This window comes from Cytobacillus sp. T106 (assembly GCF_040492155.1).
Lineage (GTDB): Bacteria > Bacillota > Bacilli > Bacillales > Cytobacillaceae > Bacillus_AB > Bacillus_AB infantis.
On the sequence record NZ_JBEUMK010000019.1, the window covers coordinates 1 to 14,327 of the forward strand.

Sequence of the window (14,327 nt, forward strand, 5' to 3'; positions counted from 1 at the left end):
GACAATCTCCGTCGCTCAGAAGCGACTTTATGAATATAACATCTTCAATCGAAGAAGTCAACATCTTTTTTTGTTTATCAAAACTTGAATTGGATGTTTTCGTTTCTTCCTCGTGAGGACAAGTAATAATATATCATGGTGAAATTACAATTGCAATATAATTTTTTAATTTAATTTCATTTTTTGTCCGTTAATTTTTCAGATTAAGGAATGGTTGAAACACTGCTCTGATGTGTTCCCCTATCTCAATCAGGCTGGGCTTCTTAAAAATGCCTCAGCTGTCGCCCCGTATTCCTGCAATCAACACGAAAAAAAAGAAACTTATATGAATGGGTCATACATTCAAAGCCAGTCCATATAATATATTAACATATTCGAAAGGTGAGATTTATGCTTCAAACCGCCGCACTCTACTTATCATTTATCATGGCTGTATTCTTGTTGGCATTTTCCTATTTCGAAGGAATTAAAATTGCAGACTCGGAAGAAAAAGTCTACGGAGGCACTTTTATTTTCACCACGGTATCCGGTTTTATTTTCTCCGGGCTTACTTTTGCTTTTATTTAATACCAATTAAAAGTGGCCATCCTGCTGAGGATGGCCACTTTTAAGCTTTGCATGAATTCCCCTTACCTTTGCTCTAAAAAGCAAGAAGGGGCGTACGAGCAGGATGAACGGAGGATAAAGGCATCACAGCCTGTATCTGCTTCTCCTCATTCTTTAAGTTTTATTTCTCAAATCTGTCTCTAGTGTACTCCTCCTGCAGCAGCGCAGAAATGACAGCATCTTTGTATATTCCTCTGTGAACAAACCGCTTCCTTAGTATTCCTTCTATTTTAAAACCCTTTTTTTCAAGAAGCTTTTTTGAGGCAGCGTTCTCCGGAAGGTAGACCGCCTCTATCCTGTTCAGGTCCATGCAGATGAAGCCATAGCGGATAATCGCATCCAAGGCTTCTGACATAAAGCCTTTGCCCCAGGTGTCCGGGTGAAGCTCATAACCGATTTCCGCCTTATTATGAAGCTTTTCAACTGAATGGAATCCGCAGGTTCCCTGGAGGGTTTTGTCTTCTTTCCAGCAGATAGCCCACCTGATCTGCATCTCCATACTGTATCTCCACAAAAGACTTTCGAGAAGATCTTCTGCTTCACTGACGGACCTAAAGGGCTCTACATCATAAAACCTGGTTGCTTCAGGATCAGAAAATATGCTGTACAGCTTGGGAATATCATCCGCCTCAGGCTTCCTGAGCAGAAGCCTTTCAGTCTCTATAATGGGGAATTCTGAAGCAAAGGCCGCATCAATCCCTGCCATACCAATCACCCTCCTCTCAATAACACTCAGCATATACAATAAAAGCTTCATTACCTAATGGCTTGGGTGATTTCCGCTTGCTTCTGCCTTCTTTGCTTTCCTCTTCATCATTCTGCCATCTGCAAGGAACAGCATGATCCCCCCGATGACAATCATTCCTCCAGCAGCCTGATACCAGGCCACTAACTCCCCGAGCAAAAAATATGCCAGGACAGCAGCACCCACCGGCTCAAAGAGGATAGCCATAGAAATCGTGGAGGTGCTGAGCCATTTCAGGGACCAATTGAAAAGCGTATGGCCGAGCAGGGTGGGAATAACCGCAAGGAGAATAAAGTAGACCCAGTCGCTTGCGGGGTAAGGCCCAAGAGGCTCACCAACAGCGATTACGTAGATCAAAAGGGTTAAGGCACTTATACTGTACACGGTGAATGTATAAGTAATAAGAGACAGCCTTTTTCGCACTGTCTGCCCAAACATCAGGTAAGCTGTAACCAGTGCACAGGCAGCAAGGGCCAAAAGATCTCCAAACAATGCAGTTCCGCTGACCCTGAAGTCCCCCCAGCTGATAAGTACACTTCCTCCAATAGCTATCACTCCGCTCAATATTGCTTTCACAGTAAACCTTTCTTTGAAAAATAAGTAGGTCCCGGCAAAAGCGAACAGCGGCTGCAAGGTAACAAGGACAGTTGAGCTTGCCACTGAAGTATAGCGGAGAGATTCAAACCAGAGGATAAAATGAAAGGCAAGGAATATCCCGGCTACGGCCGAATACATCCAATCCCGCCGGCCAATCTGTTTGAGCTCTGGCCCATATTTAAATAATACGAGAGGCAGCATCAGCAAAACAGAAAAGAATAAACGATAAAAAGCTATCACTCCTGATGGTGCAGCTGAGAACTTAACCAGAATGGCAGATGTGGAAACAGACACCACACCAATCGCCAATGCTGCATAAGGGTTCATCTTGGGCAAGTCATTGCATCTCCTTCTAAGAAAACTCCAGTTTAGCTATAATATTACACTTACCGGTTTTTACATGGCCATCTTTTTTCGCTTGCAAGTTTCAAATCTAAATAATAAAGCGCCCAGCCCAAGATGGGGCAGGCACTTCTTTGTTCTATTCCCCGCTCTCAACCTCTGCAGCAATCACACCTATCAACGATTTCATCGTATAGTAAACATCGGTCGTATACATGCTCCTCGTTGTAGTTATCACACAATTGATCAATATATCATCTGCTTCCTCTTTGACACGGACCCGCTTGATTCCTAATTTCTTGCTTTTTATTTCCTTCATCAGGGTTGTCAGGTCCGTACATTTCTCAATATACAGCTTTACCCTGATTTCCTTTTCCTTCAGTTTTTTTGGTCCTATCCGTTCAAATAAAGCAGGAATGATTTTAACTCCAATAATGATAAAAATGACTCCCAGCAGCGCTTCTATATAGAACCCTGCACCAATGGTAATGCCAATTCCAGCTGAAGCCAGCACAAGAGCGGCTGTTGTCAGCCCGGAAATAGCTTCGTTGCCCCTGCGCAGAATCACGCCCGCTCCAAGGAATCCTATTCCGCTTATTACATAAGAAGGAATCCGCCCCGGGTCCATCGGCCTTGAATATTCCTTTGAATACAGGAAAGCTGATTCGTAAGACACGATGGTCAGCAGGCATGCCATCACCGAAACAATCAGGCAGGTCTTAAGCCCAAGCGGCTTCCCTTTCAGCTCCCTCTCTAAACCGATGACAAGACCCGCTAAGGCTGCGAACCCCAGCTTCATAATTACATCATTCTTTATCACCAAATAGAACATTTCTTCCATATGTATCCCCTCTTCAATTACTATCTATATAAATATTCCAATATAGATAGTTGAATAAACTAATTTTTGAATAAAAATAGCGGTACGCATACTTTTCTTTTCCTACTTTATGCGGCCTTGCTCTCTAATATTATGGTATACTTTTAGGTTCACTGGCAGAAAACTTAAGATTTTATTTTTAAAAAGAAAAATTAGAATTTCCTCTTGCATATTTGATCAAATACGGATATAATTTTTCTTGTACCGAACACGGGGCATTAGCTCAGCTGGGAGAGCGCTACGCTGGCAGCGTAGAGGTCAGCGGTTCGAGCCCGCTATGCTCCATACATTCAAAAACCAAAATCCAAGAGGATTTTGGTTTTTTTGTTTTATCAGCATAATAAATATAGTTTTTGAAATACTAATTTTCATTCCATTATGTTATGCAGGCAAAATATACCATGACCATTAACGTGTTTAAGGCACTGCAAAACGGGAATAATGCCCATAACACAATAAAAATGATGGGAGAGATTAGCATGATCTCAACGATTGCTATTTTGGCAGCAGCCTTTACTGCCGCAGCAGGCTTGAATTACTTTGCAGTGAAAGAGGCGGATTTTACAGAGGAAGATTTACTAAAGGACAAATGAGGATGGCCGAATATTTAAATACAGCAGATAAAACATGACCCTTGACCAATTGCAGCAATTGGCCAAGGGTCTTTATTTTTGTACAAATCCTCAGGTTCTATGGAAAGAGCCCAGAACTTCGGTCGTTTCTGTAATATTGACAAAGGCCTGCGGATCAACCTCATCAATCATGCTCTTGACCTCAGTCAGCTGATAGCGGGTTATGACTGTCATGAGGATCTTCCTGCCTTCCCCTGTATAGCCGCCCTCTCCATTGATAACCGTAATTCCCCTGTAGATGCTTGAGAGAAGCTTTGCTTTCATTTCTTCGCCTTTGGCTGTTACGATCATCACTGTCAGCTTAATATGCTTCGTATGAATAGTATCAACCACCTTGCCTGTGGCATAGATGGCTACCATTGTATTCAATGCAGCATCCCAGCTGAAGATGAAGCCTGAAGCCAAAACCACGATTGCATTCATCAATGAAAGAATGGCGCCAAGCGGGAAATCTTTTTTCCTCGTCAAAAGCATAGCAATGATATCAAATCCCCCTGAGGAGCCTGAAGCCTTGAACACAAGCCCGATTCCCGCACCCGTCAATACCCCGCCGAACACGGATGACAATATAGGCTCAGAAGAGATTGCGTTGACTGGTATTAAGTAAAGACTGACGGAAAGCGTCAGCACAGAAACGATTGTATAGAAAATAAACCGTTTCCCAAGCTTAATGACACCAAGGATCAGCAAAGGCAGATTCAACAGAAAGTTGAGGAGGCCAGTATTGAAGGGTGTAATGATGCCGAGCATGATTGCCACCCCGCTCAGACCGCTGCTCAGGATTTCATGGGGGATCAGGAATAGATTATAAGCAAAGCCTACAATCGCAGAACCCAGAATAATGATCAGTAAATTTTTCATATGGCATCCCCCTTTATTTCCACAACAATAATAATTTAATTTATTATAGTAGAGAAATAAAGGAATCCCTAAAAAATAGTGTTTTCAGAATAAATAACTATAACTGGAAATCAGTTTTCTGGTAAAAGAAATTTGGCGTTTTGATTTCATTTTTATAGCTGCTGTGAAAAATATGTGTAGCTGCCGGAGAAATGGGCGGAATCAGCCAGGTCCATTCACCAGTTACCGGCCTGCCGCATGCTGATTCTTTTTCTTCAAACAGCCTGAACTGCTGTGCGGCTGTATGGTGGTCAACAATGCTGACCCCCTTCTTTTTATAGGAATGAAGAACAGCTGTATTCAGCTCAACCAGCGCACGGTCCTTCCACAAGGAGGCGTTTCTCTTAGTATCAAGCCCCATCCTGTCCGCTATTTCCGGGACCAGATTATACCTGAAATCGTCTGCAAGATTCCGGGCGCCGATTTCTGTCCCCATATACCAGCCATTAAAGGGTGCAGCCGTATACCGGATTCCGCCGATTTCAAGGCACATATCCGATATGAACGGAACAGCATACCACTTTAATTGCAGATCGCTGAACCACTCAAACTCAGGATGCTCAAGCGGCACTTCAAGAATATCTTCAGCAGATACATCAAATAGCGCCGGCTTCCGCTCATCTATCTGGACAAGAAGAGGCAGTGGGTCAAACTGCCCGTATTTCCCTTCCCATCCCAATTCACGGCACAAGTTCGTCAGTTTGACGGAGGCTGGGTCGCCTATAATCTTATCACCGGTATCATAGCCGGCATACCTGATCAGCTGGTGGTTAAGAATCCTTACTCTTTTGTTTTTTTCCTCCTGACGGAATACAGTGATGGCGGACCTTACCTTGCCGCCGTTCGTAGCATAGCTGATATGCCTCATCAAAGCTTGGCCAATTTCGTCTTCAGTCTCAAGCTCCCTTTCATCGAACACTTTAAGGCTGTCCCAAAAGAGCCTGCCGATGCATCGGTTGCTGTTCCTCCAGGCCGTTTTTGCACCATACTCAAGCTCTTCATAGGTGTGATGATAACTGCCTGTACGATCTATCTCCTCAAGGATTTCAATGAGGCGCTGTTCTGTTTCGCTGCTGCTTTTATTCAGCTCTCTATGGCATAAAGCAATAAAGTTCTCTGCTTCCTTCCTCAGTTCCTTTGCCAAAAATTTGCCCCCCTGTATCGTATAGTGATCCTGATGCAATGGCCATTTCCATTCAGTTCTTGTCTGCAGGGTAGACGATGCCAAGCTGGCTTCTCACAGAATCAAGAATTTCCATGACAGCAAGGGAGTTGGACAATGTGTTCGTTGCCGATTCCAGCTTTCCGCTTTTGACAAGCCCGACGAATTCTTCTGCTTCATAATACATCGAGGCTTCCTTCTGCTCTCTTGTTATTGATTCTGAACTGCCGCCGCGATAGCAGATTTCAGCCTTTTCCGGCGTATGGATTTTATCGATTACAATATTTCCGTTCTCTCCCTGAATTTCTGCAGGAAGCTGGGAGTCAGTGATTTTTGAATACATGATGACAGCATCCATTTCTTTATACTTCAATACCATGCTTCCTTCCCCATCAACTCCTGAATCAAGCATAACACCCTGCGCCTTCACCCCATCCGGCTTGCCGAATAGGACCACCAGCGGATAGATGCAGTAAATGCCTATATCCATCAATGCACCGTTGGAAAACTCAGGTTTGAAGGCATTCAGGATCCTCCCTTCCTTGTATGCGTCATATCGCGAGGAATATTGGCAATATGATGCAAAATACCTTCTGACCGGTCCGATTTTTCCTAAATTCTCCCGGACGGCTTTAAAGTTCGGCATCAAAGTGGATTTCAGCGCCTCCATCAGTACCACCTTATTCCTCTGTGACGCTTCAATCATGAGCTTTAATTCAGCCGCATTGCTGGCTGCAGGTTTTTCGCAGAGCACATGCTTTCCATGTTCCATCATCAGAATTGATTGTTCCGCATGAAGTGAATTGGGGCTGGCAATGTAGACAGCGTCAATCTCACTGCTTGCCGCCATTTCCTCTAAGGACGTATATGTATGTTTCACTCCATATTTATCTGCAAATTCCCTTGCTTTTTCTTCTGTCCGTGAATAAACAGCCGTAAGCGCAAAATCCTGCACTTTATCTGCTGCATCAAGGAACCTCTCTGTTATCCAATTTGTTCCAACTACACCGAAACGAACCATTACGGCACCTCCATGAATGCTTTTTATTCTCTCCAACAAGGATACATTTTTTCTGCTTATTTCGCCAGCAGCTGCAATTTGTGGTTTCTTATCCAGCAGACTGGGGGAAAATGACTGGAAAAAGGAGGTCATGTACGGATGGGCCGATCAGCGCTGAATGGGAAGGTCGCTTTAATCACCGGGGCAAGCTCTGGAATCGGAAAGGCTGCCAGCATCAGGCTTGCTGAAGAAGGGGCTAAAATTGCTCTTGTCGATGTTAAGGAAGAGTTTGCAAAAGAAGTCAAAGCTCAAATAGAGTCAGCAGGCGGAGAAGCCATGATCATTGAAACAGATGTTTCTGTTCCATTGCAGGTGGAGGAGGCTTTCCAGAAGGTATCCAGTAAATGGGGACGCCTTGATATAGTTTTTGCGAATGCAGGAATAAATGGTGTTGTTGCCCCTATTGAAGATCTGACTCCTGAAGAATGGGATACGACCATTTCAACAAACCTGAAAGGAACCTTCCTGACAGTGAAATATGCGGTGCCCCTTCTCAAGGAAGAGGGCGGGAGTATCATTATCACCAGCTCTATCAACGGCAACAGAACCTTCCGCAATTTTGGGATGTCAGCATACAGCACCTCCAAAGGGGGGCAGGTCAGCTTTGGAAAAATGGCTGCCCTTGAATTGGCAGGATACCGCATACGCGTCAACTTGATTTGCCCGGGAGCCATCAGGACGAATATAGGCGAAAATACTTTTCCAGAAGAAGAAAATCTGAAAAAAGTAAAAATACCAGTTGAATTTCCGGAGGGAAGCATGCCCCTCGAGGACCATCCCGGATCTGCCGAACAGGTTGCCGACCTGGTTCATTTCCTTGCATCCGATTTGTCCAGCCATATTACCGGCACGGAGGTATATATTGACGGAGCCGAATCACTCCTGTGACAATGTGCTTAATGAAATAAAAGCCCGGCTGCTGCCGGGCTCTCTTCTGCTATATGTAATATGACTTCTTTTTTTCAACCTCTTTCCGGGATATCTCCTGTAAAAAGATTTTTTCTTTTAAAGTAAGCTCCCTTTTAAGGTTTGTGCGAAAATAAAGCATAAGCTCCGCATATCTGATATGTATAATCCTCCATTTCCCCTTTCCCTGAGAATCCCAGCACCCTATTTATTTCTCCATTTCTTCTGTAATTCCTTGCCCGCAATAAAATATTTTTCTATATGCATGTGGGTTTATAACAGAGAGAATCATTGGTAAATACAATTGAGGGTATAAGTTCTATTCCTTTTATTATGTTTTGGAAAAAGGGACTTTGTTCATACTGGTAGGTGTCTGCATTTAGAAGGAGTGAACAGCATGCCGCATTTCATTTATTCCAGCTTCATAAGGCTCCCGCTCGCTATACGGATACTTCTCATTGCACTAATGGTGATTCTGACATTCGGGTTTATCATTTCCATCCTGGAGCCGCATAATTTTCCTACGGTGTTTGACGGAGTATGGTGGGCAGTCATCACAGCTTCCACAGTGGGTTATGGGGATTATGTGCCGCATACCATACCAGGGAAAGTAACTGGCATTATTTTAATTCTTACCGGGGCAGGCTTTTTATCAACCTATTTTGTAACTCTGGCTGCAGCTGCTGTAACAAGACAAAATGATTTTTTGGAGGGCAAAGTGAATTTTAAAGGAGAACAACATCTAATCATTATCGGCTGGAATGAACGTTCAAGAGAACTTATCACGGCATTGGCGGAGGAGCATAAAGGGGTTTCTATTGCACTTATTGATGAGACGCTCCGATCCAATCCATCCCCGGGGGAAGTTCATTTCATACAGGGACGGTCAAATCAGGATCAGGTGCTCCTGAAAGCAAATATCCGGAAAGCAAACAAAGTAATCATTACAGCCGACCAGAACAGGGATGAACTTCAGGCCGATATGAATTCAATTCTGTCGCTCCTTGCCGTAAAAGGATTGAATCCCGGCGTTCCATGCATTGTCGAAATCCTCACATCTGAACAGGTTGCGAACGCAAGAAGGGCAGGAGCGGATGAAATCATCCAGACGAATATCCTGACCAGCTCCGTTATGATCCACAGCATTTCAGCACAGGAAATGGTCACTTCTTTCCTGGATCTGCTTGGTCACCTGAACGGCAGAAGACTGAGGCTCATGCCGGCCAAGGAATTTGAATACGAAGTGACCTTTACTGATTTAAGTGCGCTGCTGCTGAAGGATGGCATGCTTCTTTTTGGTATAAAAAGAGGAGAGGAAACTTTTGTGAATCCTCCCCACCCTTTCAGCATTGATTCAGATGACGAGCTGATCGTCATTGCCTGATTTAGTTCAGCCGTCCAGCAAAAGCGACTCCAGCTCCTGGACAAGCGAGCGGCCGATATCTACGTATTTGTCCGGGAAACTGGCGTCTTTGTCCACCGGCTCTGAGAATTGGTTAAAAGAAGCGGTATGGTTCCATGTATAAGCATGATCATCCAGCCCGCGCTGATATTTATGGGAGAGAAGGAATGGCCGCTCAATTTCCACAGTGCATCCTCTTGAATCAAGCTGGCCATCAATTGATCTGAAAGGTACGCGCAGGAATTGATAGCCCACTTCATCGTCTATTTTATAATCAAAAGCACCATGGTCATACTCCCAGCCGCCTCCAACCGTATAGCCAGCCGGCTTAAGCAGCTGCTCAAGCTTATACAGATCAAAGTGTTTCCCTTCCACCCGGGATGGTAATTCAATCATTTTCCAGCACCTCTTTTCTTTTTTTTAGTATCCCCGGTCTGGTTTTATCTATCATATTTTCTCGCAGGAAGGGCTTATTGAGGAAGTCAGCCAGTGAATAAAATAAAAAAGAGTGCTGAACATTTTCAGCACTCTCGTTTTTGTCTCTATTTAAGCCTTTTTTCAAGCTCTGCTTTTTTCTCCTCGAAGCCCGGCTTTCCAAGCAGCGCGAACATATTGACTTTATAAGCCTCTACTCCAGGCTGGTCAAAAGGATTGACCCCCAGAAGGTAACCGCTCATAGCGCACGCCTTTTCAAAGAAGTAAGCGAGATATCCGAATGTATAGGCATCCATTTCAGGAATGGTAACGATCAGGTTGGGAACCCCGCCATCTGTGTGAGCAAGCATTGTTCCTTCAAAGGCTTTGTTGTTAACAAAGTCTACGGTTTTGCCGGCAAGGTAGTTCAGGCCGTCCAGATCGCTGTCAGCTTCTTCAATTGTCAGCTCGTGGCGCGGTTTTTCCACCTTGATGATCGTTTCAAAGATATCTCTGCGCCCTTCCTGCACATACTGTCCAAGGGAATGCAGATCTGTAGAGAAGTTAGCTGATGCCGGGAAGATCCCTTTCTGGTCTTTCCCTTCACTCTCGCCAAACAGCTGCTTCCACCATTCCGCAAAATACTGAAGCCCCGGCTCATAGTTAATCAGCATTTCAATAGTCTTTCCTTTATTGTAAAGCGCATTGCGGACAGCTGCATACTGGTAGGCAGCATTCTCTTCGACTTCAGAGCTGCTGTATTCCTCACGGGCCTTTGCAGCACCTTCCATCATAGCCTGGATATCCGCCCCGCTTGCCGCAATCGGCAGAAGGCCGACTGCTGTCAGTACTGAATAGCGGCCGCCGACATCATCAGGGATGATGAAGGATTCATAGCCTTCTTCGTTAGCCAATGTTTTGAGTGCGCCTCTCGCTTTATCTGTTGTAGCATAGATGCGTTTGCGCGCTTCTTCTTTTCCATACTTTTCTTCAAGCAGACTGCGGAAAATACGGAAGGCAATCGCCGGCTCTGTCGTCGTTCCTGACTTGGAAATAACATTGACTGAAAAGTCTTTTCCATCGAGCAGGTCCATAACGTCCTTCATGTAAGTTGAACTGATATTATTTCCAACGAAGAGCACCTGCGGAGTGGTCCGCTTTTCCTTTGGAAGTTCATTATAAAAGCTGTGCTGCAGCATTTCTATGGCTGCACGGGCACCAAGATATGAGCCTCCGATGCCTATGACGAGCAGCACATCAGAGTCGCTCTTGATTTTTTCAGCCGCTTTCTGGATGCGGGCAAATTCTTCTTTATCATAGTCAGCAGGCAGATCGATCCAGCCAAGATAGTCGCTCCCTGCCCCGGTTTTTTCATGCAGGGAATGGTGGGCAACCTTAACGGCATCCCTTAAATATGTAATCTCGTGTTCACCAAAGAAGCTTAGTGCTTTTGAGTAATCAAAACGAACATGTGTCATGAATGATCCTCCAATTATTTTTATTCTCTTTCACTTTAACGAAAGGTGTGACAGTAATCAAGAAACTAGTCATAATGTAAGCGTGTCCAATTTCGGTTTTTTTTTTACACAGGAACCAACTGGAAAAAGTGGAGCAGGAACTGATGTTTTTCAGCTAAAATAAAACCCGGTGCCAGGCACCAGGTTTGAATTTTATAAAGAGGCTTTATAGATACTCACGACATCTTCTCGGTTCAGTTTTTTGAAGTTTCCGAACTCGCCGTTGGCCATAGCTTTGTCAGCCATCGTTTCAACGCCGCTTTCATCTATATCATAATCTGCCAGGCGTGATGGAGCACCGATGCTGTTCCAGAATTCCCTCAGCTTTTCAATGCCTTCAAGTCCTGCTTCTTCATCTGTCTTTCCTTCAGGATCTACACCGAAGACACGGACTGCCAGCTGCTTGAATCTGGAAGGCTTCACGCTCAAGTTATGCTTCATCCAGTTCGGGAACAAGATGGCAAGGCCTCCGCCATGCGGGATATCATAAACAGCTGAAACCGCGTGCTCTATATTATGGGTTGCCCAGTCTCCCCGGTAGCCCATTGACAGCATGCCATTGAGAGCCATTGTTCCGTTGTAGAGGATGGTTGCTCTGTGTTCATAATTCTCGAGATCTTCGAGGAGCTTAGGCGCTGTTTCCATTACTGTCAGCAGGAGTCCTTCACACATGCGGTCCTGCAGCAATGTGTTTTCTTCCAGATGAAAATAATGCTCAAACACATGTGACATCATGTCCACAATGCCGTAAATCGTCTGGTCTCTTGGAACTGTGAATGTGTTGACCGGATCCAGAATAGAGAACTTAGGAAAAGTGACGGGGCTTCCCCATCCATATTTTTCATTTGTTTCCCAGTTAGTGATTACAGAACCAGCGTTCATTTCTGAACCGGTTGCCGCAAGGGTCAGTACAGTCCCAAAAGGAAGCGCCTCACTTGCGAAGGCCTTTTTAGTGACAAGATCCCAGGCATCTCCATCATATTTGGCCCCTGCCGCGATTGCCTTTGTGCAGTCGATCACACTTCCGCCGCCGACAGCAAGGATGAAATCAATGCCTTTTTCCTTGCAGATTTCCACTCCTTTATGGACCGTTGAAAGCCTTGGATTCGGTTCAACTCCCGAAAGCTCGGACACTTCTGCACCGATATCCTTCAGCTCAGCCAATACTTTATCATAAAGGCCGCTTCGTTTAATGCTCCCTCCCCCATATACCAGCAGTACGTTCTTTCCATATTGGGGAATCTCATTTTGCAGCTCCTTCAGCGTATCTTTGCCGAAGATCAATTTCGTCGGATTTGAAAATGTAAAGTTTTGCATGAAAGCATCCTCCTTTTCTTCGTTATTATTATCTGTTATTTGCCCTAGTAATGCAAAAAGTACGTTTTTTGATATAGAGCTTGGGAACACTAAAAACAAAGTCATTAGAGCATGAATAATTACTGGATGACTGTATCACATTAGTAAAGAAAGAATAACAAAAGGAGGAAACAACATGAGTGCCATTCAACGCATTGCACTGGTTTTAACGATCATTGGTGCTATCAACTGGGGTTTAGTCGGCTTCTTCCAATTTGATCTTGTTGCAGCAATTTTCGGCGGACAAGACTCTGCTCTTGCCCGCATTGTGTATGGACTAGTAGGTATCGCAGGTCTTATCAACCTCGGCCTTTTATTCAAGCCAAGCGAAGAAGTAGAACGTGCTCCTGAAACAAATCGTTCATAATTCGGCTGGCGCCGGATACATTGAGGATTCTAATGGAAAAACTCCCCCGCTGCCGGGGGAGTTTTTGTGTTTTTAGCTCAATACTTTTTTGATTTTTTCAATTGCCCAATCAAGATCTTCTTCACTGATTACCAGCGGCGGCGCAAAACGGATGACCGTATCATGTGTCTCTTTGCAGAGCAGCCCCTCTTCTTTCAAGGCTTCGCAATATTTGCGTGCAGGCTCCGTCAGCTCTACACCGATAAACAGGCCCCTGCCCCTCACTTCTTTAATGACCGGGTTCTCGATTTCTTTAAGCTTGGACATAAAATAATCCCCGAGCTTCCGGGATCTTTCCGCCAGATTTTCATCTACCAGAACATCCAGCGCGGCTACTGACACTGCACAGGCCATCGGATTGCCTCCAAAGGTTGAACCATGCGAGCCAGGATTGAACACGCCAAGAACATCCTCATCGGCAGCCACACATGAAATCGGGAATACACCGCCTCCAAGCGCCTTGCCGAGAATATACATATCCGGCTCAACACCCTCCCATTCACAGGCGAACATTTTACCTGAACGGGCCAGGCCAGCCTGGATTTCATCCGCGATGAACAGAACATTGTTTGCGCGGCACAGATCGGAAGCCTGCTTCAGGAAACCGTCTTCAGGGATGACGATCCCGGCTTCCCCTTGGATGGGTTCAATCAGGAAGGCTGCTGTCCGTTCAGTGATAGCATTCTTCAATGCTTCCAGATCCCCATATGGAATAAGCTTGATGCCAGGCAGCATCGGACCAAAGCCCCTCTTATACTCTTCTTCAGAAGATAGAGAGACGGCTGTCATCGTCCTGCCGTGGAAGTTCCCGATACAGGCAATGATTTCTGCCTGGTCCCCGGCCACCCCTTTACGGTCATATGCCCAGCGGCGCGCCGCCTTCACAGCTGTTTCGACCGCTTCGGCGCCGGTGTTCATCGGCAGTACCATTTCCTTGCCTGTCAGCCTGCTGACCTTTTCATACCATGGACCCAGCTGATCGTTATGGAAAGCGCGGGAAGTCAGGGTGACCCTGTCGGCTTGATCCTTCAAAGCCTGTATGATCTTAGGGTGGCGGTGACCCTGATTGACTGCCGAGTAGGCGCTGAGCATATCCATATACCGCTCACCTTCAGGATTTTTCACCCAGACTCCCTCAGCTTCTGAGATGACGATCGGAAGAGGATGATAATTATTTGCCCCAAACTTTTCTGTCTGCTGAATTAACTGGCTGCTGTTTGCCATATAATGTTTCCTCCATTCACACTTAGAAATTGTCTTTTTCATTGTAACGTTAATAGCTCGCCCTTTAAAGAAAAGATGCCTGATTCTTCTGAAAAAACCTATCTGAAATCACTTATTGTATATGCAAGTTATATGCCAGCTTCCAATAAAGGAAAGATCCTGGCCTTCCTATCTCAAA

At 45.1% G+C, this 14,327-nt stretch carries 14 protein-coding genes and 1 tRNA gene; 4 read left to right on the plus strand and 11 right to left on the minus strand.

Features of this window, described 5'->3' with window-relative positions:
- Positions 1-727 precede the first annotated feature (727 nt).
- From ABU165_RS22135 to ABU165_RS22145, 3 genes are all read right to left on the minus strand, one after another.
- Entirely contained in the window at positions 728-1,312 is a 585-nt protein-coding gene (locus ABU165_RS22135) for a GNAT family N-acetyltransferase (RefSeq protein ID WP_318061019.1), read from the minus strand.
- Positions 1,313-1,366: 54 nt separating this feature from the next.
- On the minus strand, positions 1,367-2,275 hold the full coding sequence (locus tag ABU165_RS22140) for a DMT family transporter (protein WP_306010616.1): 909 nt from the start codon (positions 2,273-2,275) through the stop codon (positions 1,367-1,369).
- A 154-nt stretch (positions 2,276-2,429) separates the two neighbouring features.
- Complete coding sequence (locus ABU165_RS22145) at positions 2,430-3,131, minus strand: MgtC/SapB family protein (protein WP_009795389.1); 702 nt, start codon at positions 3,129-3,131, stop codon at positions 2,430-2,432.
- 251 nt (positions 3,132-3,382) lie between these two features.
- Here ABU165_RS22145 and ABU165_RS22150 point away from each other — a divergent pair.
- Positions 3,383-3,455 (plus strand) — tRNA-Ala (locus ABU165_RS22150).
- A 398-nt stretch (positions 3,456-3,853) separates the two neighbouring features.
- Here ABU165_RS22150 and ABU165_RS22155 read toward each other — a convergent pair.
- The 3 genes from ABU165_RS22155 to ABU165_RS22165 form a co-directional block, all read right to left on the minus strand.
- Positions 3,854-4,663, minus strand: a complete 810-nt coding sequence (locus tag ABU165_RS22155) for a YitT family protein (RefSeq protein WP_009795391.1) — start codon at positions 4,661-4,663, stop codon at positions 3,854-3,856.
- Positions 4,664-4,760: 97 nt separating this feature from the next.
- Positions 4,761-5,846, minus strand: coding sequence for a nitric oxide synthase oxygenase (locus tag ABU165_RS22160; protein ID WP_318061018.1), 1,086 nt, complete (start codon positions 5,844-5,846; stop codon positions 4,761-4,763).
- Between the two features lie 52 nt (positions 5,847-5,898).
- Complete coding sequence (locus tag ABU165_RS22165) at positions 5,899-6,885, minus strand: Gfo/Idh/MocA family protein (protein WP_318061017.1); 987 nt, start codon at positions 6,883-6,885, stop codon at positions 5,899-5,901.
- A gap of 138 nt (positions 6,886-7,023) precedes the next feature.
- Here ABU165_RS22165 and ABU165_RS22170 point away from each other — a divergent pair, with 138 nt between their 5' ends.
- Positions 7,024-7,812, plus strand: a complete 789-nt coding sequence (locus ABU165_RS22170; protein WP_318061016.1) for an SDR family oxidoreductase — start codon at positions 7,024-7,026, stop codon at positions 7,810-7,812.
- A 415-nt stretch (positions 7,813-8,227) separates the two neighbouring features.
- The gene (locus ABU165_RS22175; RefSeq protein WP_318061015.1) at positions 8,228-9,214 is read left to right on the plus strand and encodes a potassium channel family protein; all 987 of its coding nucleotides are present in this window, start codon (positions 8,228-8,230) and stop codon (positions 9,212-9,214) included.
- 6 nt (positions 9,215-9,220) lie between these two features.
- Here the strand turns inward: ABU165_RS22175 and ABU165_RS22180 are convergent, their stop codons facing one another.
- The 4 genes from ABU165_RS22180 to ABU165_RS22195 form a co-directional block, all read right to left on the minus strand.
- Entirely contained in the window at positions 9,221-9,628 is a 408-nt protein-coding gene (locus ABU165_RS22180; protein WP_009795397.1) for a YugN-like family protein, read from the minus strand.
- The gene (locus ABU165_RS22185) at positions 9,621-9,794 is read right to left on the minus strand and encodes a hypothetical protein (protein ID WP_009795398.1); all 174 of its coding nucleotides are present in this window, start codon (positions 9,792-9,794) and stop codon (positions 9,621-9,623) included. The genes ABU165_RS22180 and ABU165_RS22185 overlap by 8 nt, the downstream gene beginning before the upstream one ends.
- Positions 9,775-11,124, minus strand: coding sequence for a glucose-6-phosphate isomerase (locus ABU165_RS22190; protein WP_009795399.1), 1,350 nt, complete (start codon positions 11,122-11,124; stop codon positions 9,775-9,777). Before ABU165_RS22190 ends, ABU165_RS22185 begins: the two co-directional genes overlap by 20 nt.
- A gap of 192 nt (positions 11,125-11,316) precedes the next feature.
- Positions 11,317-12,480 (minus strand): iron-containing alcohol dehydrogenase, encoded by a 1,164-nt coding sequence (locus ABU165_RS22195; RefSeq protein WP_094769481.1) that lies wholly within the window; start codon positions 12,478-12,480, stop codon positions 11,317-11,319.
- Positions 12,481-12,655: 175 nt separating this feature from the next.
- On the opposite strand from ABU165_RS22195, the gene ABU165_RS22200 reads away from it, so the two are divergent.
- Positions 12,656-12,886 carry a DUF378 domain-containing protein gene (locus tag ABU165_RS22200; protein WP_009795402.1) on the plus strand — a complete coding sequence of 77 codons (231 nt, stop codon included), beginning with the start codon at positions 12,656-12,658 and terminating at the stop codon, positions 12,884-12,886.
- A 72-nt stretch (positions 12,887-12,958) separates the two neighbouring features.
- Here the strand turns inward: ABU165_RS22200 and ABU165_RS22205 are convergent, their stop codons facing one another.
- Positions 12,959-14,149 (minus strand): ornithine--oxo-acid transaminase, encoded by a 1,191-nt coding sequence (locus tag ABU165_RS22205; RefSeq protein ID WP_009795403.1) that lies wholly within the window; start codon positions 14,147-14,149, stop codon positions 12,959-12,961.
- Between the last annotated feature and the right edge of the window lie 178 nt (positions 14,150-14,327).

Bases quoted from the DNA above. Each gene is read 5' to 3' on its own strand.
- ABU165_RS22135 (WP_318061019.1), bottom strand. From the start codon at position 1,312: ATGGCAGGGATTGATGCGGCCTTTGCTTCAGAATTCCCCATTATAGAG.
- ABU165_RS22140 (WP_306010616.1), bottom strand. From the start codon at position 2,275: ATGAACCCTTATGCAGCATTGGCGATTGGTGTGGTGTCTGTTTCCACA.
- ABU165_RS22145 (WP_009795389.1), bottom strand. From the start codon at position 3,131: ATGGAAGAAATGTTCTATTTGGTGATAAAGAATGATGTAATTATGAAG.
- ABU165_RS22155 (WP_009795391.1), bottom strand. From the start codon at position 4,663: ATGAAAAATTTACTGATCATTATTCTGGGTTCTGCGATTGTAGGCTTT.
- ABU165_RS22165 (WP_318061017.1), bottom strand. From the start codon at position 6,885: ATGGTTCGTTTCGGTGTAGTTGGAACAAATTGGATAACAGAGAGGTTC.
- ABU165_RS22170 (WP_318061016.1), top strand. From the start codon at position 7,024: ATGGGCCGATCAGCGCTGAATGGGAAGGTCGCTTTAATCACCGGGGCA.
- ABU165_RS22175 (WP_318061015.1), top strand. From the start codon at position 8,228: ATGCCGCATTTCATTTATTCCAGCTTCATAAGGCTCCCGCTCGCTATA.
- ABU165_RS22180 (WP_009795397.1), bottom strand. From the start codon at position 9,628: ATGATTGAATTACCATCCCGGGTGGAAGGGAAACACTTTGATCTGTAT.
- ABU165_RS22190 (WP_009795399.1), bottom strand. From the start codon at position 11,124: ATGACACATGTTCGTTTTGATTACTCAAAAGCACTAAGCTTCTTTGGT.
- ABU165_RS22195 (WP_094769481.1), bottom strand. From the start codon at position 12,480: ATGCAAAACTTTACATTTTCAAATCCGACGAAATTGATCTTCGGCAAA.
- ABU165_RS22200 (WP_009795402.1), top strand. From the start codon at position 12,656: ATGAGTGCCATTCAACGCATTGCACTGGTTTTAACGATCATTGGTGCT.
- ABU165_RS22205 (WP_009795403.1), bottom strand. From the start codon at position 14,149: ATGGCAAACAGCAGCCAGTTAATTCAGCAGACAGAAAAGTTTGGGGCA.